Genomic DNA, 21,062 nt, shown 5'->3' with positions numbered 1-21,062 from the left:
GCCGCGTTAGCGTCGGCGAGCGGGTTCCGCTGCCGGGCGGCCCGGTTCGACGCACGGCGTCGCGCGACCGGCCCCCGGCGTCCCACCGTCGCGACCGGGATCGACACGCCCGGCGCGACGCGCAACGCCCGGTTCCCGACGCCGCCCAAGGAGGCTCTCGCATGACCCAGGTTCCATCCCCGGCTCCGGCCCTGCTCATCGACAGGATGGTGGTGGGCGGCGACTTGGTCGACGCCCGCAGCGGCGAGACGTTCGCCGTGCACAACCCGGCCGACGGGTCGGTCATCACCCGGCTGCCGGCCGCCGAGGCCGCCGACGTGGACCACGCCGTGAAGGTCGCGAGGGAGGCCCAGCGGGGATGGGCGAAGCGGTCGATCGCCACCCGCTCCGGGCTGCTGCGCCGCTGGGCCGACCTGTGCCAGGAGCGGGTCGGCGACCTGGCGAAGATCGAGAGCCTGGACGTCGGCAAGCCGATCGCCACGGCGCGTGCCGTGGACGGGTCGATGCTCATGGAGAACATGCGCTACTACGCCGGGATGCCCGACAAGCTCGAGGGCCGCACGATTCCGGTGTCGGGCCGCTTCGTGACGATGGTCGTGCGGGAACCGATCGGTGTGGTCGCGGGGATCACCCCGTGGAACTTCGCGCTGGTGGGGGCGGCAGGGAAGGCGATCTCGGCGCTCGCCGCCGGGAACTCCATCGTGATCAAGCCGTCGCCGCTGGCGTCGCTCTCGGCGCTCGCGCTGGCCGCCCTGGCACTGGAGGCGGGCATCCCTCCCGGCATGGTCAACGTCGTCACCGACGCGGCGTCCGCGGCCGGCGAGGCGCTGGTCTCCCATCCCGGCGTGGGTCACATCTCCTTCACCGGCTCGGACGCGGTCGGACGCAAGGTGGCCGCGGCCGCGGGCGCCGAGCTCAAGACGTGCACGATGGAGCTTGGCGGCAAGTCCCCGCTGGTGGTGTTCGACGACGCGGACATCAAGAGCGCCGCCACGTCCGCGTTCCTGGGGATCTTCCTCAACGCGGGCGAGATGTGCACCGCCAGCTCACGGCTGCTGGTGCACCGCTCGGTGCACGACGAGCTGCTGGACGCGGTGACCGCGACGGCGGGCGGGCTCGTCGTCGGCGACCCCGCCGACGAGTCCACCGTGCTGGGCCCGGTGATCTCGGCCGGTCACCGGGACCGGGTGGAGGGCTACGTCAGCGCGGGCCGCGACGAGGGGGCGAGGTTGGTGACCGGCGGGACGCGGCCGGACCTGCCCGGCTACTACGTCACCCCGACGGTGTTCGACGACGTCGAGCCGACCGCGCGGATCGCCCGCGAGGAGATCTTCGGGCCGGTGCTGTCGGTGATGCGGTTCACCGACGAGGACGAGGCCCTGCACATCGCCAACGACGTCACCTACGGTCTCGGCTCCGGGGTGTTCACGAGCAGGCTCGACCGGGCCCTGCGCTTCGCCGACCGCATCGAGGCCGGCAACGTCTGGGTCAACGCCTACAACCTGCTGCACCCCGCGGTGCCGTTCGGGGGCTACAAGGACTCCGGCTTCGGTCGCGAGGGCGGGTTCTCCGGAATGAGCCACTTCACCCGCGAGAAGTCCGTCTGGTTCGCCACCGGCTGACGCGCGGCGCCGCGATCCGGCCCCCGGCCACCGGTGTCGCGATCTCGTCCACGCCGACCCGGCGCGATGCTTCTGCCGTCGTCGCATGGACCAGGACCAGCAGGTCGACCTCGCCTTGGCAGAGCTCCGCCGCGGTCGGCTGGTCCTCGTCGTCGACGACGAGGACCGGGAGCACGAGGGCGACCTCATCGGCGCCGCGGAGCTGGCGACACCGGAGATGCTGGCGTTCGTCGCAGGGCACACCGAGAGCGCGGCCGACCTCTGCCGGCTCGCGGGCCGGGTGCCCGCCGGGCTGCTCGCCGAGGTGACCAACGCCGACGGCACGATGGCCCGCCGTGGCGAGCTGGGGGCCTTCGCGCGCGAGCACGACCTGGTCACCATCACCGTCGCGGACCTCGTCCGGTACCGGGTGCGCCGCGACACACTGGTGACCCGTCAGGCGTCCGGCCGGATACCGGGCAGGCACGGCGAGTTCATGGTCACCACCCACCGGTCGATCCTCGACGACATCGAGCACGTCGCGCTGGTCATGGGCGACGTGGCGCAGCTCGACGAGGGCGACGACACCGTGCTGGTGCGGGTGCACTCGGAGTGCCTCACCGGACACCTTCGCGTCGCGACGGTGCGACTGCGGGGAGCAGCTCGACGCCGCGATGGCGCACATCGGGCGGGCCGGTCGCGGTGCGGTGATCCATCTGCGCGGGCACGAGGGCCGGGGGATCGGGCTGAGCCACAAGCTGCGCGCCTACGACCTGCAGGACGCAGGCATGGACACGGTCGAGGCCAACCTCGCACAGGGGCTGCCGGTGGACAGCCGGGAGTACGGCATCGGCGCGCAGATCCTGCGCGACCTGGGTGTCCGGCGCGTGCGCGTGATGACGAACAACCCCGCGAAGTACCGGGGTCTCGCGGGCTACGGGGTGACGGTCGCCTCCCGCGAGCCGTTGATCGTCGCTCCCAACCCGGACAACCTGGCCTACCTGACCACGAAGCGCGTGCGCCTGGCGCACGAACTGGAGTCCGGCGTGGGCCCGGACGTCACGGTGGCGCCATGAGCGCAGCGCCGACGCCGCCTCCGTGGCCGACGATGTGACCCGATGTGACACACGCCACGACTCCGGGCGCTCGCTAGCGTCGAGCGAGGAACGGATCGAAGTACGGAGGTGTGCCGTGGATGGCCTGATCATGGACCGGCCCCTGCTGATGAAGCAGCTGCTGTGGCGCGCCGAGCGCGTGTTCGGCGAGAAGCGCATCGTGTCCCGCGCCGGGGCCGAGGATGGTGGTGACTTCACCTACACATACGCCGAGTACGCGGTGCGGGCGCGCAAGCTCGCCCAGGCTCTCACGGCCCTCGGCGTGCGGGCAGGCGACCGGGTCGGGACGCTGGCCTGGAACACCCATCGTCACTACGAGGCCTACTTCGGGGTGCCGTGCATGGGCGCCGTGCTGCACACGGTCAACCTGCGGCTCTTCGACGAGCAGATCAGCTACATCATCAACCACGGTGGCGACCGGGTGCTGCTGGTCGATCCCGACCAGATCCCGCTGGTCGAGCGGCTCGCCCCCGAGCTGACGGGCGTCGACCACTATGTCGTGCTCGCCGACGAGGTGCCGGAGACGACGCTGAGCCCGGTGCACTCCTACGAGCAGCTGCTCGCCGCCCAGGACGGACGGCTGGAGTTCCCGGAGTTCCCGGAGACCACGGCGTCGGCGATGTGCTACACCTCGGGCACCACGGGCGAGCCGAAGGGCGTGCTCTACAGCCACCGCAGCGTGGTGCTGCACACGCTGGGACTGTGCCTGCACGGTTCGATCGGCGTGCGGGAGGAGGCGGTCTTCCTCGCCATCAGCCCCATGTTCCACGCCAACAGCTGGGGCATCCCGTTCGCGGCGGCGCTGCAGGGCGCCACGCTCGTGCTGCCCGGCCCGCACCCCGAGCCCAAGCACTACCTGGAGCTGATCGACCGCTACCGGGTCACCGACGCGGTCGGCGCGGTGACCATCGGCGTCATGATGCGGGAGCTGCTCGAGCGCGACGACCCGCACTACGACATCTCCTCGCTCGGCGTGCTGTGGCTCGGGGGCCAGGCGCCGCCGCGCGGGCTCATGAAGTGGTTCGCCGACAACCACGGCGTGGTCGTACCGCAGGGCTGGGGTATGACGGAGGCGTCGCCTCTGGTCACTTTCACGGCGCTGAAGAGCAAGCACGACCAGGTGTCGGAGGACGAGGTCTACGACGTCCGCGGCAAACAGGGCCTGCCGCTGCCGCTGTGCGAGGTCAAGCTGGTCGACGAGGCCGGCGGGCAGCTGCCGTGGGACGGCAAGTCGATCGGTGAGTACCACCTGCGCTCGCCCTGGATGGCGAGTGCCTACTACGACGACGCGCGCAGCCCGGCGAGCTACGACGCCGAGGGCTGGTTCAAGACCGGGGACGTCGGTGTGATCGACCCGGACGGCTACGTCCAGCTGACCGACCGATCGAAGGACCTCATCAAGAGCGGCGGTGAGTGGATCTCCTCGGTCGAGCTGGAGAACGCACTGATGGCCCACCCCGCGGTTGCCGAGGCGTCGGTCGTGGCGGTGCCCCACGACAAGTGGCTCGAGCGGCCGCTGGCCTGCGTGGTCGTGCGCACGCCGGTGACGTCCGAGGAGCTCACCGCCTACCTGCTCGACCAGTTCGCCCGCTGGTGGGTGCCGGAGGAGTTCCTCTTCGTCGACGCCATCCCGAAGACCGGTGTCGGCAAGTTCGACAAGAAGGTGCTGCGCGGGCGATTCGGCGAGGCCGACGCGCGCGAGCGCTACCGCGCCGAGCAGGGAGCCGCGCAGTGATCCTCGTCGACTACCGCTGCGGCACCTGTGAGGGCGTCAGTGAGCACTTCGTGGCGAACCCGGTGCCCTCTGCGGTGGAGTGCCCGGCGTGCCGGGCTCCCGCGCTGCGCCGTTTCGCCGCGATCGGGCTGTCCGGCCGCGCCGCGCCGCCGGCCGACCGGGCGCCGGTCGAACCCGGGCGTTCCCTCTGCCTGGACAACCGGGACGTGCCGGGACTGTGCCACATGACACCCGACGCCGGCCGCGCCTGGGTGGCCAGGGCCCGGCGCGACAACCGCAGCCTGGAGCGCGAACTGGAGCGCCAGGAGCGCTCGCTCAAGGAGAACCCGACCCACGCGCCGAGCCCGGTCTCGCACGACCACGGCTCGGCGTCGGGGACGGGCCACGGACACGGCCACGGGCACGCCCCGGCCGCGCAGGAAACGACACAGACCCGGCAGACCGCCCGGGTTGAGCAGCGACAGAAGGAGCGCAACCATGGGTGACCGGGTGGCGGGGAAGGTCGCGCTGATCAGCGGCGCGGCCAGGGGACAGGGCGCCGCGCACGCAGCGCTGCTGGCCGCGGAGGGCGCGCGGCTGGTGATCAGCGACATCCTCGGCGACGAGCTGAACGCGGTGGCCGAGACCCTCACGGCCAAGGGCCACGAGGTCGTCTCGCACGCGTTCGACGTCCGCGACGAGGACGGGTGGAACGCCGCCGTCGCTCTCGCGGAGGAGCGCTACGGTCGGCTCGACATCCTCGTCAACAACGCCGGCGTGCTCGACATGGCGGGAGTCGAGGGCACCACCCGCGAGTCGTGGGACCGGGTGGTCGGGACCAACCAGACCGGTGTCTGGCTGGGCATGAAGGCGGCGATTCCGGCCATGCGACGCGCCGGGGGCGGATCCATCATCAACACCTCGTCGATCTACGGGCTGATCGGCAGCGGCGGCGCCACCGCCTACCAGGGCACCAAGGGCGCCGTGCGGATCCTCACGAAGACCGCGGCGATCGAGCTCGCGGGCGCGGGGATCAGGGTCAACTCGGTGCACCCGGGGGTCGTCGACACGCCCATGGTGGCGGACGACGTCCCGGAGGAGGTCATCCCGATCATCGTGGGCGCCACTCCGATGCAGCGGATGGCCAGGCCGGAGGAGATCTCCTACGGGGTGCTGTTCCTGGCCTCCGACGAGGCCTCGTACGTGACCGGGTCCGAGCTCGTCATCGACGGCGGCTACTCGACTCAATGACCTCGGCCACAGGCCGGAGAACAGGAGTACGGCAATGGCAATCGAGATCGGCGTGTTCCACAACGGGGCGTCGGACCTGCCTGTCAAGAGCGTCGACCTTCGCGGGGAGCAGGTGGCGATCAACGACGGCGACCTCGCCGCCACCCACACCTCGGCCCAGCGCACCATCATCAACCAGGTTCGGCAGGGCATCCTCGCCGACAAGCTCGGCTTCGACTACTGGTTCCAGACCGAGCACCACTTCCAGCCCGAGGGCGCCGAGCTCAGCCCGAGCCCGCTGCTTGCCGAGACGGCGATCGCCTCGCGCACGAAGCAGATCCGGCTCGGCCAGGCCGCCAACATCGTGACCTGGCACCATCCGATCCGGATCGCGGAGCAGGCCGCGATGCTCGACGTGATCAGTGGCGGCCGCCTCGAGTTCGGCATCGGACGCGGGTACCAGCCGCGCGAGAACGAGGTCTTCGGCTGGGCCTACGGCTCCACGATCCAGGACCAGGAGCGCAACCGGGCCTACTTCGAGGAGGCCTACGACATCATCGTCAAGGCGTGGACCGAGGACTCCATGTCCCACCGCGGCGAGTTCATGTCGATCCCGCCCAGCTACACGCGGTGGGGCCACAAGCAGACCGAAGCGTACTTCTCCCAGCCGAACCAGGGCCGCTCCTTGGAGCAGGTGCTCAAGATGGGCGGCCCGGACATGTACTCGTCGGGCAACGCCGTGCTGGCGACGACCACCAAGCTGCTGGAGATCCCGGTCTACCCGCAGCCGCTGCAGAAGCCCTACCCCCAGATGTGGGAGCCCCTGACGAGCCCGCGCTCGATCCGGTTCGCCGCCGAACGTGGCATCAACGGCTACTTCATCGTCGAGCCCAACTCCCGGCTGAAGGCGAACATCGACCTTTACCACGCCGAGGCGGAGAAGGCCGGCTGGCCCGACCGGCAGGGCCGGGGCGAGTTCAAGCGCGGCTGGGACGCCGAGCGCCGCCGCGGCGTCGTGACCTGCCGCTACATCCACTGCGTCGACAAGGGAATCGGCGACATGGCCCGGGCCGGCCGCGGTCTGGAGGTGCAGTGGGACTACTACGGCCCGTTCGGGTTCGCGGCCGTGCTGGCCGAGGCGGACGAGCCCTTCTACGACCCCAACATGAAGGTCACCGCCGACCTCCTGCGCGACAAGAAGGTCGCGATCCACGGCTCGAAGCAGTACGTGATCGACTCGATCATGGAAGTCAAGGAGCAGTGCGGCTACGACGACTTCATGTTCCACACCTGGTTCGAGACCGGCGGTTTCGAGGGTGAGGAGATCGAAGCCCAGATGCAGTACTTCGCCGAGGAGATCATGCCCGTCCTGCACCGCGAATGCGGCCGGCTCCCGAAGCAGGAGAGCACCACCGACCTCGACGTGGACGTCCGCGTCCCGTCGACGGCCTGAGAACGAGAAAGGGCTACGACAATGGCAACCCCTGGTACCGCGAAGCGGATGTGGGCGCTCGACTCGCCCAGCTTCACGGTGGACGAGTCGCTACTGCTCCTGGGCGCGAGCGGCGAGTGCACAATCCCGATGCCCGCCTACCTGATCGAGCACCCGAAGGGTCTCGTCCTGTTCGACACCGGACTGGTGCCCGCCGCGGCGACCGACCCGGAGGGCGTCTACGGGCCGCTCGCGGAGCATCTCGGCCTGCAGTTCACCCCCGAGCAGACGGTCGACGCCCAGCTCAAGGCGCTCGGCTACAAGCTGTCCGACATCAAGTACGTGATCGCCTCGCACACGCACTTCGACCACACCGGTGGGCTGTACCTGTTCCCCGACGCGCAGTTCTACGTCGGTGAGGGCGACATGCGGTTCGGCTTCTGGCCGGACCCGGCGGGCGCGGGCTTCTTCCGGCAGGCCGACCTGGAGCCGTTGCGCGGGCGCAACGTCCTCGAGGTTCCCGGCGTGGACCATGACGTGTTCGGGGACGGCAGCATCGTCATCCTCTTCACGCCCGGCCACACCCCGGGCGAGCTGAGCCTGCTGGTCCGGCTGCCCGGGCGGAACTTCATCCTGACCGGCGACACGGTGCACCTGCGCGCCGCGCTCACCACGATCGCGCCGATGCCCCACGACGCCGACACGGTGCAGGCCCTGCGCTCCATCCGCCGGCTCAACCTACTGCGGGACTCGGCCGACGCGACGATCTGGATCAGCCACGACCCGCAGGACTGGGCGGAGTTCAAGCACGCGCCCAACTGCTTCGAGTAGGCAGAACCGACCACGACAGTCGCTGCACCCGGAGGCCGTGTTCCGCATTGGGACACGGCCTCCCCGGCGACCCGTTGTACGTTTGGCGAGGGCTGCACCGCCGGGTGGCAGTCAGATGTCGCGGAGAGTGGTCGATGACGATCCTTCAGCACGCGGTCGCCCGTGACCGGGAAGCGTTCCTAGCCGGGCAGCTGCCCAGCACCGTGCGACCCGAGATCGCAGTGTCGTGGCGGCGCTGCGCGTACCTCGACGTCCGGATCGACGCGATGGCCCCTCGCTTCGCACCCTCGTTCGACGTCGACGCCCCACTGATCCGGGCCGCCCGCCCCGTCCTCGACCACGTGACCGAGCGGCTCGGCGACCTGGGCATCTCGTTCCTGCTCACCGACGCGAACGCGCGCATCCTCGACCGGCGTAGTCACTCCTCGGGCCTGCTCGGCCGGCTCGACACCGTCTCGGCCGCGGAGGGCTTCGTCTTCGCCGAGGCCGAGGTCGGCACGAACGGCGTCGGCACCGCGCTGGAGCTGGGCCGAACCGTCCGGGTGGACGGCCACGAGCACTACGCCGACAGCCTCCACCAGTTCACCTGTGTCGGGGTGCCGGTCCGCGGTGCCGACCGGCGTCTGCAGGGCCTGCTCGACGTCACCTGCGTGGCCGATCACGACAACGCACTGGTGGAGTACATCGCAGAGCAGACGGCCGAACGGATCGAGCAGCGCCTGCTGGCCCAGCAGAACGGTCAGGAGCGGGCCCTGCTCGATCACTTCGTGGCCGCGACCCGGCGCGGGCGCACGGACTTCTTCCTCGTCAGCGAGCGAGTGCTGATCGCCTCGCCCCGCACCGCGCAGCTGCTCGACGGCTCCGATCAGGCCCTCGTGTGGGAGCACGTGTCCCGGCTGCTGCGTGGGCCCGGCTCGGAGGCCACGGAGATCGAGCTGGCGAACGGGCGGGCGGCAGTCGTCCGCGTCGAGGCGCTGCGCGACGGTGGCGAGCAGGTCGGTGCGATCGTCGAGGTCCGCGAGCCGTCGCCACCGGTCGCCTCCGACGCCGACATGGGGGTTCCCCTGAAGCCGCTGCCGGGCGTCGTCGGCACGGATCGGGGGTGGGTGCGAGCCTGCCACGAGGTGGCGCGCGCCGCGGCACGGCACGTCGTGATGGTGTGCGGCGAGCCTGGCGTCGGCAAGGCCGCGGTGGCCGAGGCCGTCCACCGGGACGCCGGTGACTCCGGCCCGATGGTGGTCCACGAAGCCACGATGATGTCGGTCGACGGCCCGGCGGCGTGGCTCGACAGGCTCTCCGCCGACCTCGATGGCGAGCCCGGGACCGTACTGGTGCGTGGCGTCGACGCGCTCGCGCCCGCGGGGATGCGTGCGCTCGCGCTCGCTTTGCACGGTGCTCGCGCGCGCGGCTGGCGCGCCGTCATGACCTCCGCCGACCCCCCGCCCGCCGTTCCGGAGGGGAGCGACGGGAGCCGCAGTCTCGTCGTCCCGCTCCCGCCGCTGCGCAACCGCATCGACGACGTTCCCGCGCTGGCCGGCTTCTTCGCCGCGCCGCGCAGGCTGTCGCCCGACCTCGTCGGCCTCCTCATGCGGTCCCCATGGCCGGGGAACGTGCGGGCCATGCGCACCGCCGTCGAGCGTGCGTGTGCGGTGGCGCGGGGAGCGGAGGTCCACGTCGACGCCCTTCCCGCCGAGGTCCGCTCCGGGGTGTTCCGCCGCCGGATGAGCCGGTTCGAGCACGCCGAGATCGCGGCCATCATGGACGCGATGAGCGAGGTGGGCGGGAACAAGAAGGCCGCCGCGGCCCTGCTGGGGATCTCGCGGTCGACCCTCTACCGCAAGCTGGAGGCGGCGGGCCTGGACCTCGGCTGAGACGTACCGTCCGAGGTCCAGGCCCACCGCAGCCACGAGCTCAGGTGACGGTGAACCCCGCGTAGCCGTTCGCCCGCGACTCACCGAACTTCTCCTGGTAGAGCGGCAGGCCGCCGGGGTAGTTCAGGCTCTGAATCTTCTTGCCCGGGATGTTGTAGCCCATATACCAGGACCGGGCCTTCCCGAACAGGGTCGGCGTCACGAGTTCGGCGACGTGCTCCGACCACTGCCGATCCGCCTCGGGCGTCGACTCGAATCGGCGCTTGCCGCCGCGGAGGAGATCGTCGACGGTCTGCACGATCAGCTCGCCCTGCACCTCGGCGCAGGTCGGCCCGTTGCAGAATCCCGATGGGCTCTGCGGGCCGTACAGGAACAGCATGTTGGGGAAGTTGGCCGTGGCGACACCCAGGTGCGCGTCGACCCCCTCCGCCCACTGGTCGCGCAGCAGCGTGCCGTTCGTGCCCCGGATGTCGATGCGGGTCAGGCCGCCGGAGACGGAGTCGAAGCCGGTCGCCAGCACGATCACGTCGAACTCGCGTTCGGTCCCGTCACCGGTCCTGATGCCCTTCTCGGTGAACGCCTCGATGGGGGTCTCGTTCACGTCGACGAGGTGGACGTTGTCCTGGTTGTAGACGTCGTAGTAGTTCTGTTCGAGTGATGGCCGCTTCACGCCGAAGGGGTGGATCGGCTCGCTCGGGGCCAGCTTCTCGGCCAGCGCAGGGTCCTTGATGCGGGCCCGGACCTTGTCGCGCCAGAACGCGTAGGCGTAGTCGTTGGACTGCTGGTCGAACAGCGTGTCCTGGTAGACGCCCAGCCAGAATCGGAACCCGCCCTCGGCCCACAGCTCCTCGTAGCCCGCCGTGCGCTCCTCCGGAGACAGGTCGACCGCGTTGACGCCCATGAAGTCGTAGTCGAACCCGGCGAAGGTCGTGGTCCGCGACGCGAACCTGGACGGCAGGCCCTCCTTGATGGTGGCCTGATCCTCCGGACCGAGCGTGCGCTGGCCCATCGGCAGCGCCAGGTTCGGGGTGCGCTGGAAGACGGTCAGCTCGGCGGCGTCGCGTGCCGCTTCCTGGATGACCTGGACGCCGCTTGCGCCGGTGCCGATCACCGCGACGCGCTTGCCCTTCAGGTCCTCGCCTCCCTGCGGCCACAGGCCGGTGTGGTGGCAGGCGCCCCGGAACGTGTCGGCTCCCGGGATGGTCGGGATGTAGGGCTTGGACGCGAACCCGAGGCAGGGGACGACGAAGGTGGCTCGGGTGATCGAGCCGTCGGAGGAGCGCACGACCCACTGGTTGCGCTCCTCGTCGAACTCGGCCGACTCGACGCGCGTGTCGAACCGGACGTCCTTGCTGATGTCCAGCTTCGCGTCGACGTAGGCGAAGTACTCGCGAACCTGGTCCCAGCCCGGGAATCGGACCGGGTACTCCCAGTCCTTCCACAGGTCCTTGTACGCGAGCTGGTACAGCGGGCCGTCCGTGTCGACGCGGGCACCCGGGTAGCAGTTCCAGTACCAGATCCCGCCGAGCTCGGCGCCCGCCTCGTACACCTTCACGTTGTGGCCGAGATCGCGCAGGCGGTCCAACTGGTAGACACCTGCGAACCCGGCGCCGATCACCAGCACGTCGAGTTCGGTCTCGGTCGCGGTCTCGGTCGCGGTCGCGGTCATCGATCACACCTCTGGTTGGTCGTCGTGCTCAGTTCGGCGCTCATGCCCTGGCCGGAGGTGCCGGGGCTCAACGCCTCGGACAGTCTCACCGGACTGCGCAGCGGTGGCGTGTCCGAGTTCGAGACACGGCGCGGCACGTGGTAGACCCAGGTCATGGCGGCGAGCCCGGAGCCGGGCCGAGGAGTGCGGGCCTGGGGAAGGCGAGGCGTCCGGCCGGCGCGACCCCGGCATCGACGACGTGGCGCTCGGCCACGCTCCGCGAACGGGCGCCGTCACCGGCGGAATCGCGGGGATGACGGCGAACACGTTGGACGGCACGACCTGCACGGCCTGGCGGATCTGGCGACGCGCCGGCAAGATCGTCGTCGACCGAACCACGGCGGGTGCAGGTCCGCCCCGGCGGCGACCGCTCGGGCCCCGCGGTCGGTGCCGTGCGCTCCGCCGTCGCCGGCACGCGGAGGCCGCCGCCCCGGCGTCTGAGGTACGGCGTGGCGAGCATGTGAACGACCGCTGACGAAGGCGGCTCGGTCGATGCGAGAGCTGTCGATCGGGGAAGGCTGGGGCACGGTGGCGAGCGACTCGACACCGTACGAGATCGGCGACGGCGTCTGTCGGGTGACGATCAACCGCCCGGAGGCCGCAACGCGCTCAACGCGGAGGTCCGCGAGGGGCTCTCTCGGCCGACGCCTACCTGGGCGGCTGGGGGATCGCGCGGGCGCTGGGCGCGGCGGGGCTGTTCAGCAGCACGGCGGCGGCGTCGGCGAGCAGCGACTCCACGGCCGTGTCGTCGAGGTCGGCGGGCATGTGCGCCGCGGAGTAGAGCAGCGACAGGACGGCCGTCACCGTCCCGCGTGCCCGGGCCGGGTCGACATCGCTGCGCACCTGCCGCAGCGCGTCGACCCAGAAGCCCTCGTACTCGCGCTGCCGGCGCCGGAGCGCGCGCAGCGACGCGGTCGACAGCGCGCGGTGCTCGCGCACGTAGACGCCGATCAGCCGCCGGTTGTGTGCCGCGAACCCGGCATGCATCACGATCAGCCCGTCCAGCACCGACCGCGGGCTCCCCGCGTCGGCGGCCCGGCGCGCGCCGTTCAGCAACTCGGTCATGGCCGTGTTGCACAGCTCGCGCAGGATCGCCTCCTTGCTCGGGAAATGCCGGTACACGGCCGGTCCGGTGACCCCGGCCGCGGCCCCGATGTCGTCGATGCCCACGGCGTGGAAGCCGCGGCGCGCGAAGAGCTCCATCGCCGCCTCGGTCAGGACCCTTCGGCGAAAACCGGCCACGGCCGGGACCCCTTTGGCCGGTGGCGGTCGCGATCGATCCTCCGGCGGTCTTCGGCGACCGGTGCGTCGCGGGGGAGCTCGTTGACGGTCGGCCCGGTCACGTCGGAGCCGGTCCGTCCACGGCCCGGGTCACCTCGAGGACGAGCCGGGTGACCAGGCCGGGGTCGTCGGTCATCGGCACGTGTCCCAGGCCGTGCGGCCGGATCACCTCGGCGCCGGGTAGCCGCTCCAGCATCGCCGTCCCGAACTCGCCGAACGGGATGACGCGGTCCGCGCGTCCCCACACCAGCCTGATCGGGTAGTCGTGATCGGCCGGGAGCTGATCGACCTGGCGCTTGGTCACCGTCTCGAGCAGCGGCGGCACCCCCGGCATGTCGTTGCCGACCCGCACGTGCAGCTCGAGCACATCGGCCGGCATGCGTGAGGGATGAGCCACCTGCCCGGCCAGCAGCAGCGCCCGCAGGACCGGAGATCGCGCGATCGTGACGGACCGGCCGGTGACCCGGCTCAGCACGCGGTTGAAGGCGCCGATCGAGCTCGCCACCGCGTCCATCCGGTACTGGTGGCGCCAGGCTCCTCCCGGGCTGAGCAGCACCAGCGACCTGGCGCGCCCCCGGCGGGCCAGCTCGATGGCGACCCAGCCGCCGAGGGAGTTGCCGACGATGTGCACCGGGCCCAGGCCGGCGGCGTCGAGCTCCTCCTCGACCGCGTCGGCGAGCGCCTCCGGGGTCGCCGCGTCGCCGAGCGGCGGCGCGCCGGCGTGTCCGCGGAACGTCACCGCCAGGACGTCGTGGCGGGCCTGCAGGTCCTCCAGCACGGGGCGCCAGAGCTGCCAGGTGCCGCCGATGCCGTGCAGCAGCAGCAGCGGCGTGCCGGACCCGCCGCGCGACCGGGGCGTGACCGGTAGCGGCTCGAACGGCGGGAGCCGGCGGATGCGGTCGAGCGCGACCGCGGCCGCGGCGAGGCCGGCGACGGAGAGTGCCCTGCCGCACGCGGTCATCGCGAGCCGCCGTTCGCGCACGCCTTCGAGGAACGGGCGGTCATGGCGGCCCGGAGTCACCTCGGCGAGTCCGGCGACGGTGGCCGGCGGTCGGGGCATGCCCCGACGTTAGCAGTGACTAACATCGCAGGCCACCGTCCAGTACCGGACGGTGGAGACCTCGCTACCGTGAACGCGTCCGACGCGCAGGCCACCGACTCCGCCGCCCCACACGCCGACGACACGCTGTTCAGCATCGAGTTCGGCAAGATGCTGTGCATGGGGTGCCGGCCGGCGAACCGCTGCCGGTTCGGGCTGGTGCTCCGGCGTGGACCGGACGGGTCGGTCGAGGGCACGGCGAACTTCGGTCAGGACCACGAGGGCGCGGGTGGGTCGTGCACTGTGGTCCCGTCATGGGCGCGCTCGACGACGCATGCGCTCGCGCGACGAGCGCGGCAACTGGGTCATCCGCGCCGAGATCATGCCGCCGGGCGACGACCGCCCGCTGTGCCGTGCGCGCGCCCGCTTCGAGCGTGACCCCGCCGCGCACGACGGCCGCTTCCGCCGGTGGCTGGACGCTACGCAGGCCGCGGCGGGCCAGGCCCCCGGCGCCGTCAGTTGACGCCGCGGTCCTTGTCCGACCAGTAGGGCTCGCGGAGCTCGCGCTTGAGGATCTTGCCGGCGCCGGACTTGGGAAGTGCCTCGAACCGGAAGTCGACCGAGCGGGGAATCTTGAACCCGCCGAGCGACGACCGGCAGTGCGCGACGAGGTCGGCCACGGCGGGTTCGGAGCCCGGCCGGGGGACGACGATCGCGTGCACCCGCTCCCCCCAGCTGTCGTCCGGCACTCCGATGACGGCGGCCTCCAGGACGTCAGGGTGGGTGTAGAGGACGTTCTCGACCTCGGCGGAGTAGACGTTCTCCCCGCCGGAGATGATCATGTCCTTGACCCGGTCGACGATGTAGATGTAGCCGTGCTCGTCGGCCCAGGCCGCGTCGCCGCTGTGATACCAGCCGTCGGCGTCCAGCGCCGCCGCCGTCTCCTCGGGCCGGTTGAGGTAGCCCATCATGATGTTCGGCCCGCGGGCCCAGATCTCGCCGACCTCACCCGGCGCCGCGCGGGTGCCGTCCTCGCGGCGCACCTCCACCTGCACGCCGATGACCGGCGCGCCTGCCGAGCGCAGGCGCCGGGCGAACGGCTCCTCGCCGGCTGCGCCCCGGCGATGGTCCTCGGGAGTGGACTGGGTGAGCAGAGGAGCCGCCTCGGTCATGCCGTAGAGCTGGCTGAACTCGCAGGAGAGCAGCTTCATCGCGGCCTGCTGGAGCTGGTCGGGCATCGGCGAGGCGCCGTAGAGCAGCAGCCGCAGGCTCGACAGATCCCGCTCCGCCGTGCCCGGGTGGTTCACCAGCATGTTGATCATCGACGGGACGATGAGCAGCAGGGTCACGCGCTCGCGTTCGATGACGCGGCCGACCAGGTCGGCGTCGAACCCCGGCACGAACACGTGCACGCCGCCGATCCAGGTGACGGCGTAGGTCTGCGAGCCGTCGGCGAGGTGGAACATCGGCCCGGCGTGCAGGTACCGCTCCTCGGCGGTGTGCCGGATGCTCAGCAGGGCCTGCTTGGCGTTCGCGACGAGGTTGCGGTGGCTGAGCAGCACGCCCTTCGGCCTGCCGGTCGTGCCGCCGGTGTAGAAGATGCCGGCCACGTCCTCGGGGCTGATCGAGACCTCGGTCGCGGGGGAGTGCTCGAGCAGCTCGTCGTGCGAGACGAAGCCGTCGGGCGCCGGTCCGTCGCCCATGTGGACCAGGGTGGTGAGTGTGGGGCACCGCTCGCGCAGCCGGGCACCGATCTCGAGGTGCGTGTCGTCGACGGCGAGCGCGACCGTGCGGCAGTCGTCGAGGATGAAGGCCAGCTCCTCCTCGCTGAGCCGGAAGTTCAGGTCGTTGAGCACCGCGCCGATCGCCGGGACGGCGAGCCAGTGGTCGAGGTGGCGACGGCCGTTGAGCGCCAGCACGCCCACCACGTCGCCCTTGGCGATGCCGAGGCCCTGCAGCCCGCCGCCGAGCCCCGTGACGCGCCGGGCCAGCTCCGCATAGTCGTAGCGGACGTCTCCGTCGACCACGGCGGTGCGGTCCGACGCGATCAACGCCGAGCGATCCAGCGCCCACTTCAGTGACTCGGTCATGCAGATTCTCCCTGTTCACCGCATTTGACGGAGATCACAGTGGTGGAGAACGCCGTCCGGGGTCCAGGTCCGAACGGGTGGCAGTCCGATGCGATCGCCCGCGGGTCCCGCCGCCCGGCATGACGTGTAATGATCAGTAGGATAATCGTGGTGCGCCGCTTCACTCCGTTGCGCCGCCCACGTTCTTCCGTCGACGCCGACCTCGAGGAGAAGCCATGACTGGTCCCAGTGAGTCCACCCCGACCGACGGCGGCCGGCGGGTCGCGTTCGTGACCGGCGGCGCGGGCGGGATCGGCAGCGAGGTCTGCCGCCAGCTCGCGGCGGCGGGCCACACCGTCGCGGTCGCCGACCTGTCCCGGGAGGCCGCCGAGAAGGTCGCGGCCGAGTTCGACGGCATCGGGGTCGCCCTCGACGTCACCGACCCGGACTCGGTCGCGGCGGCCGTGGCTGAGGTCACCGCGAAGCTCGGGGCGCCCGCCGCGGTCGTCAACGTGGCCGGGTGGGACGAGCTCAAGCCGTTCCTGGAGACCGACGAGGACTTCACGCGCAAGGTGCTGGAGATCAACCTGAACGGCCCGATCCGGGTGCTGCGGGCGACCCTGCCGGCCATGGTGGAGGCGCGGTACGGGCGCGTCGTCAACGTCGCCTCCGACGCGGGCCGGGTCGGGTCGTCCCTGGAGTCGGTCTACTCCGGCGCGAAGGCGGGCGTGATCGGGTTCACCAAGACCGTCGCCCGCGAGTTCGCCAAGCACGGCATCAGCGCCAACACCGTGTGCCCCGGCCCGACCGACACCCCGTTGCTGCGCAGCATCACCGCCGGTGAGCGCTCTGCCGGCATCATCGAGGCGATGACGAAGGCGGTGCCGATGCGCCGGATGGGCACGCCCGCCGACGTGGCGCCCGCCATCGTGTTCCTCGCCTCCGAGCAGGCGGGCTACATCACCGGTCAGACCCTGTCGGCCAGCGGCGGCCTGACGATGAGCTGACCTGCGAGCGAGAGCGGGAGCCCGGTCGCGACGCGCCGTCCCCGGGGTCGGAGGATGCCGGCCGCGCGGTCCGGGGGGATCAGCACCTGCCGTTCGTCGAGTTTCGGGTCGGCCAGTCCCCAGGTGATCGGGAGCTCGGCCGGGGGCGACCAGCTGCGGACGCAGCCCCCGGAAGAACCGCGAGTGGGACCGGCAGTAGCTGTTGCCGGCCAGGTTCGAGCGCTTGACCGTGGGGTGGGAACGGGCGCAGTCGACCGGGGGTAGGTCGCGGGGCACGAACTGCAGCCGGCGGGCCTCGGACCGGCCCCCGGGCAGGTCTGCCGTCACAAACGGATCTTCAACACCCTCCTGCCGCGTCTCGGGCAGGCTCGCCGTCGGGGCCTACTCGTCTAGGCCGCGACGGTGCGGGCGCCCTCACGACCGTCCCTCCGGCAGCTGCAGCGTCGCCTCGCTCGGCACGCACGGGCCCTCCTCGCTCGCGACCATCAGCTCGAGGTCGACCAGACGGGCGCCGCCCTCCTCGCGCTTGCCGACGACTCGGCCGGTCAGCGTGGCCGTCTGCCCGGGGTAGATCGACTTGATCATCGAGATCTTGCGGCGCCGGACCAGCGCGTCCGGCCCGGCCCAGTCGCCGAGGCCACGGTCGATGAAGCCGTGGAAGAACAGTGTCGAGAGGTAGATGGTGTCCTGGCCCTGGCTGCGGGCGTACTCGGGATCGTGGTGGCCGGGGAACCAGTCCCAGGTCGACGCGGCGTTCATGCAGATCCGCTTGTAGGTCACCGCGATCGACACCGGGGTGATGGTGTCCCCGACCTGCACGTCGTCGAAGCCCAGCGTCACCTGCGTGCCGGTCGTCACGACTCCTCCTCCTCGTTCCGGTCGTAGCGGAAAAGCACGTTGGTGTTGCGACCGATCACGTCGCCGTGCTGGTCGCGGTACGTCGTCAGGGTCGTGATGAACACCCCGGTACCCACCCGCGTCGTCTTCTCCGGCGAGATCGACACCACCTCCTCGGAGATCGAGACGTGGTCGCCGACCCGCGGGCGGCGCTCCAGCTCCGTCGTCGTGGAGGCGTTGATGATGTGGTGGCCCGGCAGCGGCACCCGCAACGCGAACAGCGAGTCGTCGCGGTGCAGGTGCTGCGGGGTCCACTGCGGGTTGAACCCGAGCGTCATCAGCAGCCCGGGCGGGCAGTCGTCGCCGTCCCAGTAGCGCGGGTTCGCGTCCTCCACGAGCGAGCAGTAGTAGAGGACCAGCGAGCGGTCGATCGGGAACCACGCCTGCTTCGGCTCGGAGGTGCGCCCGACCCACGCCCGGCCCTCCTCCACGGTCCCGAACGCCATCCCGAGGCCGGTGACGTCGCCCTCGTGCGTGCGTGCCTCGCTCACGGCAGCCTCGCCACGGCGGTGGCCTTGATCGCCGGGTCCCCGGTCTGGCGGGTGACGGCCAGTGCGAGATCGGCCAGCCGCTCCCCGTCCTGCTCGCGGACCGCGGTGACGGTGCCGGAGAAGCTCAGCACGTCGTCCGGCCAGATCTGCCCGGTGAACCGGATCCGGTACTCCCGGACGTCGGCCAGGCCCACCCATGCCGCGAGCCGCTGCGCGAGCAGCCCGCCGTGCAGCAGCCCCATTCCGAAGACCCCCGGCATCCCGGCCGAGCGGGCGAAGCCCTCGTCGTGGTGGATGGGGTTGAAGTCACCGCCCGCACCCGCGTAGCGCACGATGTGCGAGCGGGTGAGCGGGCCGAACTCCGACGGCGGCATCTGGTCGCCGACGGACAGCGCAACGGCCGTGCTGGTGTCGGTCACGTTCTCAACCTCCGGTCTCGATCAGCACGTCGGTCTGGCGGACGACCAGCCGGCCGCGCTGGTTGGTGAAGTCGGTGGCGATCGAGACCATCGTCATGGTCCCGCCGCGCTTGCCCTCGCGGGTGGAGACCCCCGAGACCCGGCGGGTGGCGGTCAGCTCGTCGCCGACGACGACGGGGGCCAGGTACTCCCAGCCGCACTCGCCGTGCAGCACGCGGCGCAGGTCCAGCCCGAGCGTCGCCACCACGTTGTCCTCGTCGCGCCAGTGCGCCGAGGAGACCACGAAGGTCGGTGGGACCGGGATGTCGCAGAAGCCGGCGGCCCGGGCCGCGTCGGCGTCGGTGTAGATCGGGTCGGTGTCACCGAGGGAGCAGGCGAACTCGCGCACCTTCGAGCGGTCGACCGGGAACCGGATCGTGCCCAGGTCCCGGCCGATGAGGGAGTCGGCTGTCATCGCTCAGCTCTCCCGTCCGGCGCCGGGCGGGGCACACTCGCGGATGAGGCTGTCGAGGTTCTCGGTGACCCGTTCGGGCGGCAGGCCGATGGACGGGGAGTACAGCATGATGTGGTCGAGCACCCCTTCGTAGCGCTTGAGCCCGGCGCGGACCTGGTCGGCGGTGCCGGCCACGGCCATCGCGTCGACCATGTCGTCGGTGACGGCGGCGAACATCGCGGGCAGGTCGCGGCGTCCGAAGGCCTCCCGGATCGCCTGCCCCTGCGCGCCGAAGCCGCTGACCTCCAGCACCGGCTCGTAGGACTTGACCGAGGAGTAGAACGCGATCTGCTGGGCGGCCTCGCGCCGGGCGACCTCAGGGTCGTCGTGGATCGCGCAGATCACCATCGAGATCAGCTCGACGTCGCGCGGGTCGCGGCCGGTGTGGGCGGCGCCCTTGGCGATCGCTGGTCGCACCACCTGCTCGACGTAGGCCGTGGTGAACAGCGGGTGGCCTGCCAGGCCGTCGGCGACGCGCCCCGCCACCTCGCACATCCGGGGCCGCACGCCCGCGGTGACGATCGGGACCGCGCGCTTCGGCGGCTCGACCTCGCCCGTGGGCACCAGGTTGAGTCGGTAGAAGCGGCCCTCGTGGCGCACCGGCCCCTCGTGCAGGTTCCAGATCCGGCGGACGAGCCCGACCAGCTCCTCCATCCGCAGCGCGGGGGCCGCGGTGTCGGCGACGCCGTGCCAGTCGCTCATCATCCGGCGCGTGCCGTTGCCCAGCCCGAGCACGACCCGGCCCCCGGACAGCTCGTCGAGGTCGAGCGCCTCGGTGGCCAGCACCAGGGGGCTGCGCCCGACCCCGTACATGATCGACGAACCGAGCCGGCACCGCTGGGTCCGGCCCGCCATCGCCGCCATCGAGATGGAGCCGGATCGGGTGTAGAACTCCGAGGTCCAGGCCGCGTCGAAGCCGGCCCGGTCGGCGGCCTCGGCCGTGGCGACCACGCTCTTCAGGTCGGCGCCCAGCACCGACACGCCGTAGGTACTCATGCCTTGTAGTACATTCCGCCGGAGATGGTGTGCACCTCGCCGGTGATGTACCGCGACTCGTCGGAGGCCAGGAACAGCGACAGCGCGGCGACCTCCTCGGGCTGCCCGGCCCGGCCCAGCGCCGCCGGCTCCACGAGCTTCTGCAGCTCGCCGGGCGGGTAGATGCGCTCCAGGAACGGGTTCCAGATCAGCCCGGGCGCGATCGCGTTGACCCGCACGCCCTTCGGGCCGAGTTCGGCCGCGGCCGCCCGGGTCAGGCCCATCACGCCCGCCTTGGCGGCGCAGTAGGCGGCCTCGCCCTGCGTGGAGCCGATGTACCCGGCCACCGAGGCCATGTTCACGATCGAGCCCGAACCCTGCTCCATCATCGCCGGCAGCACCGCCCGCATGGTACGGAACGCCGCCTTGAGGCAGATGTCGTTCACGAAGTCCCAGGTCTCGTCGTCCATCTCCCAGATCGGCGCGAGCTTGTTGATGCCGACGTTGTTGTGCAGCACGTCGACCCGCCCCCACCGGTCCAGCGCCGCGGACACCATTTCCGCGATCTGCCCGGCGTCGCGCACGTCGACGGTCATGCCGAGGGTCTCGGCGCCGGACGTCGCCTCTATGTCCTTCGCGACCTCGGCCGGACGGGAGGCGTGCGCGTCGGTCACGACGACCTTCGCGCCCTCCGCGGCGTACCGCCGGGCTACGGCCTGGCCGATCCCGGCGCCGGCCGCACCCGTCACGATCGCGACCTTGCTCTGGAGCCGGCCCGAACCGGCGGTGTCGAGCGGGGCGGGCATTGCTGCTGTCATGAGGACCCTTCTGTGGTGTCCAGGGCCGGCGGCCAGGGCCGGCAGGAGGCGGGCGCGGGCCGTGCCCGCCT

At 71.4% G+C, this 21,062-nt stretch carries 19 protein-coding genes and 1 pseudogene; 10 read left to right on the top strand and 10 right to left on the bottom strand.

The features are described from left to right. Window positions 1-161: 161 nt before the first annotated feature. The 8 genes and pseudogenes from L3X23_RS18770 to L3X23_RS18735 all read left to right on the top strand — a co-directional run bounded on the left by L3X23_RS18770 (window position 162) and on the right by L3X23_RS18735 (window position 9,794). Window positions 162-1,622, top strand: a complete 1,461-nt coding sequence (locus L3X23_RS18770) for an aldehyde dehydrogenase (protein ID WP_237193426.1) — start codon at window positions 162-164, stop codon at window positions 1,620-1,622. An 85-nt stretch (window positions 1,623-1,707) separates the two neighbouring features. Next, window positions 1,708-2,677: pseudogene (gene ribA, locus L3X23_RS18765) on the top strand (GTP cyclohydrolase II). A 115-nt stretch (window positions 2,678-2,792) separates the two neighbouring features. Further along, window positions 2,793-4,451: a long-chain fatty acid--CoA ligase gene (locus tag L3X23_RS18760; protein ID WP_237193425.1), complete on the top strand. Its 1,659-nt coding sequence runs from the start codon at window positions 2,793-2,795 to the stop codon at window positions 4,449-4,451. Further along, window positions 4,448-4,936, top strand: coding sequence for a zinc ribbon domain-containing protein (locus tag L3X23_RS18755; protein WP_237193424.1), 489 nt, complete (start codon window positions 4,448-4,450; stop codon window positions 4,934-4,936). The genes L3X23_RS18760 and L3X23_RS18755 overlap by 4 nt, the downstream gene beginning before the upstream one ends. Continuing rightward, window positions 4,929-5,681 (top strand): glucose 1-dehydrogenase, encoded by a 753-nt coding sequence (locus L3X23_RS18750; RefSeq protein ID WP_237193423.1) that lies wholly within the window; start codon window positions 4,929-4,931, stop codon window positions 5,679-5,681. Before L3X23_RS18755 ends, L3X23_RS18750 begins: the two co-directional genes overlap by 8 nt. A 34-nt stretch (window positions 5,682-5,715) precedes the next feature. Then, a complete protein-coding gene (locus L3X23_RS18745) occupies window positions 5,716-7,113 on the top strand; it encodes an LLM class flavin-dependent oxidoreductase (protein WP_237193422.1) in 1,398 nt (465 codons plus the stop codon). 21 nt (window positions 7,114-7,134) lie between these two features. Then, window positions 7,135-7,923 (top strand): N-acyl homoserine lactonase family protein, encoded by a 789-nt coding sequence (locus L3X23_RS18740; protein WP_237193421.1) that lies wholly within the window; start codon window positions 7,135-7,137, stop codon window positions 7,921-7,923. 134 nt (window positions 7,924-8,057) lie between these two features. Continuing rightward, on the top strand, window positions 8,058-9,794 hold the full coding sequence (locus L3X23_RS18735; protein WP_237193420.1) for a sigma-54-dependent Fis family transcriptional regulator: 1,737 nt from the start codon (window positions 8,058-8,060) through the stop codon (window positions 9,792-9,794). Window positions 9,795-9,834: 40 nt separating this feature from the next. On the opposite strand, the gene L3X23_RS18730 is transcribed toward L3X23_RS18735, so the two are convergent. The 3 genes from L3X23_RS18730 to L3X23_RS18720 all read right to left on the bottom strand — a co-directional run bounded on the left by L3X23_RS18730 (window position 9,835) and on the right by L3X23_RS18720 (window position 13,843). Then, complete coding sequence (locus L3X23_RS18730) at window positions 9,835-11,463, bottom strand: NAD(P)/FAD-dependent oxidoreductase (protein WP_237193419.1); 1,629 nt, start codon at window positions 11,461-11,463, stop codon at window positions 9,835-9,837. Between the two features lie 687 nt (window positions 11,464-12,150). After that, window positions 12,151-12,705, bottom strand: a complete 555-nt coding sequence (locus L3X23_RS18725; protein WP_237193418.1) for a TetR/AcrR family transcriptional regulator — start codon at window positions 12,703-12,705, stop codon at window positions 12,151-12,153. A 136-nt stretch (window positions 12,706-12,841) separates the two neighbouring features. After that, window positions 12,842-13,843 (bottom strand): alpha/beta fold hydrolase, encoded by a 1,002-nt coding sequence (locus L3X23_RS18720; protein ID WP_237193417.1) that lies wholly within the window; start codon window positions 13,841-13,843, stop codon window positions 12,842-12,844. Between the two features lie 313 nt (window positions 13,844-14,156). On the opposite strand from L3X23_RS18720, the gene L3X23_RS18715 reads away from it, so the two are divergent. Further along, window positions 14,157-14,345 (top strand): hypothetical protein, encoded by a 189-nt coding sequence (locus L3X23_RS18715; RefSeq protein WP_237193416.1) that lies wholly within the window; start codon window positions 14,157-14,159, stop codon window positions 14,343-14,345. Here the strand turns inward: L3X23_RS18715 and L3X23_RS18710 are convergent. Beyond that, window positions 14,338-15,912 carry a long-chain-fatty-acid--CoA ligase gene (locus tag L3X23_RS18710; protein WP_237193415.1) on the bottom strand — a complete coding sequence of 525 codons (1,575 nt, stop codon included), beginning with the start codon at window positions 15,910-15,912 and terminating at the stop codon, window positions 14,338-14,340. The genes L3X23_RS18715 and L3X23_RS18710 overlap by 8 nt on opposite strands. 215 nt (window positions 15,913-16,127) lie before the next feature. Here L3X23_RS18710 and L3X23_RS18705 point away from each other — a divergent pair, with 215 nt between their 5' ends. Further along, window positions 16,128-16,898 (top strand): SDR family NAD(P)-dependent oxidoreductase, encoded by a 771-nt coding sequence (locus tag L3X23_RS18705; RefSeq protein WP_237193414.1) that lies wholly within the window; start codon window positions 16,128-16,130, stop codon window positions 16,896-16,898. Between the two features lie 414 nt (window positions 16,899-17,312). Here L3X23_RS18705 and L3X23_RS18695 read toward each other — a convergent pair whose 3' ends face one another. Genes L3X23_RS18695 through L3X23_RS18670 form a run of 6 tightly spaced genes read right to left on the bottom strand, consistent with a single transcriptional unit; the run spans window position 17,313 to window position 20,991 of the window. After that, entirely contained in the window at window positions 17,313-17,756 is a 444-nt protein-coding gene (locus L3X23_RS18695; protein ID WP_237193413.1) for a MaoC/PaaZ C-terminal domain-containing protein, read from the bottom strand. Next, window positions 17,753-18,286 carry a MaoC family dehydratase N-terminal domain-containing protein gene (locus L3X23_RS18690; RefSeq protein WP_237193412.1) on the bottom strand — a complete coding sequence of 178 codons (534 nt, stop codon included), beginning with the start codon at window positions 18,284-18,286 and terminating at the stop codon, window positions 17,753-17,755. Before L3X23_RS18690 ends, L3X23_RS18695 begins: the two co-directional genes overlap by 4 nt. Next, window positions 18,283-18,705 (bottom strand): MaoC/PaaZ C-terminal domain-containing protein, encoded by a 423-nt coding sequence (locus L3X23_RS18685; protein WP_237193411.1) that lies wholly within the window; start codon window positions 18,703-18,705, stop codon window positions 18,283-18,285. The genes L3X23_RS18690 and L3X23_RS18685 overlap by 4 nt, the downstream gene beginning before the upstream one ends. A gap of 4 nt (window positions 18,706-18,709) precedes the next feature. Next, window positions 18,710-19,159 carry a MaoC family dehydratase N-terminal domain-containing protein gene (locus tag L3X23_RS18680; protein WP_237193410.1) on the bottom strand — a complete coding sequence of 150 codons (450 nt, stop codon included), beginning with the start codon at window positions 19,157-19,159 and terminating at the stop codon, window positions 18,710-18,712. A gap of 3 nt (window positions 19,160-19,162) precedes the next feature. Continuing rightward, window positions 19,163-20,194, bottom strand: a complete 1,032-nt coding sequence (locus L3X23_RS18675) for an LLM class flavin-dependent oxidoreductase (protein WP_237193409.1) — start codon at window positions 20,192-20,194, stop codon at window positions 19,163-19,165. Continuing rightward, window positions 20,191-20,991 carry an SDR family NAD(P)-dependent oxidoreductase gene (locus tag L3X23_RS18670; protein ID WP_237193408.1) on the bottom strand — a complete coding sequence of 267 codons (801 nt, stop codon included), beginning with the start codon at window positions 20,989-20,991 and terminating at the stop codon, window positions 20,191-20,193. Before L3X23_RS18670 ends, L3X23_RS18675 begins: the two co-directional genes overlap by 4 nt. Window positions 20,992-21,062: the final 71 nt, after the last annotated feature.

It is taken from the genome of Pseudonocardia sp. WMMC193 (assembly GCF_021728735.1).
GTDB classification, from domain to species: Bacteria; Actinomycetota; Actinomycetes; order Mycobacteriales; family Pseudonocardiaceae; genus Pseudonocardia; species Pseudonocardia oroxyli.
This window is presented reverse-complemented; position numbering and strand designations above follow the sequence as displayed.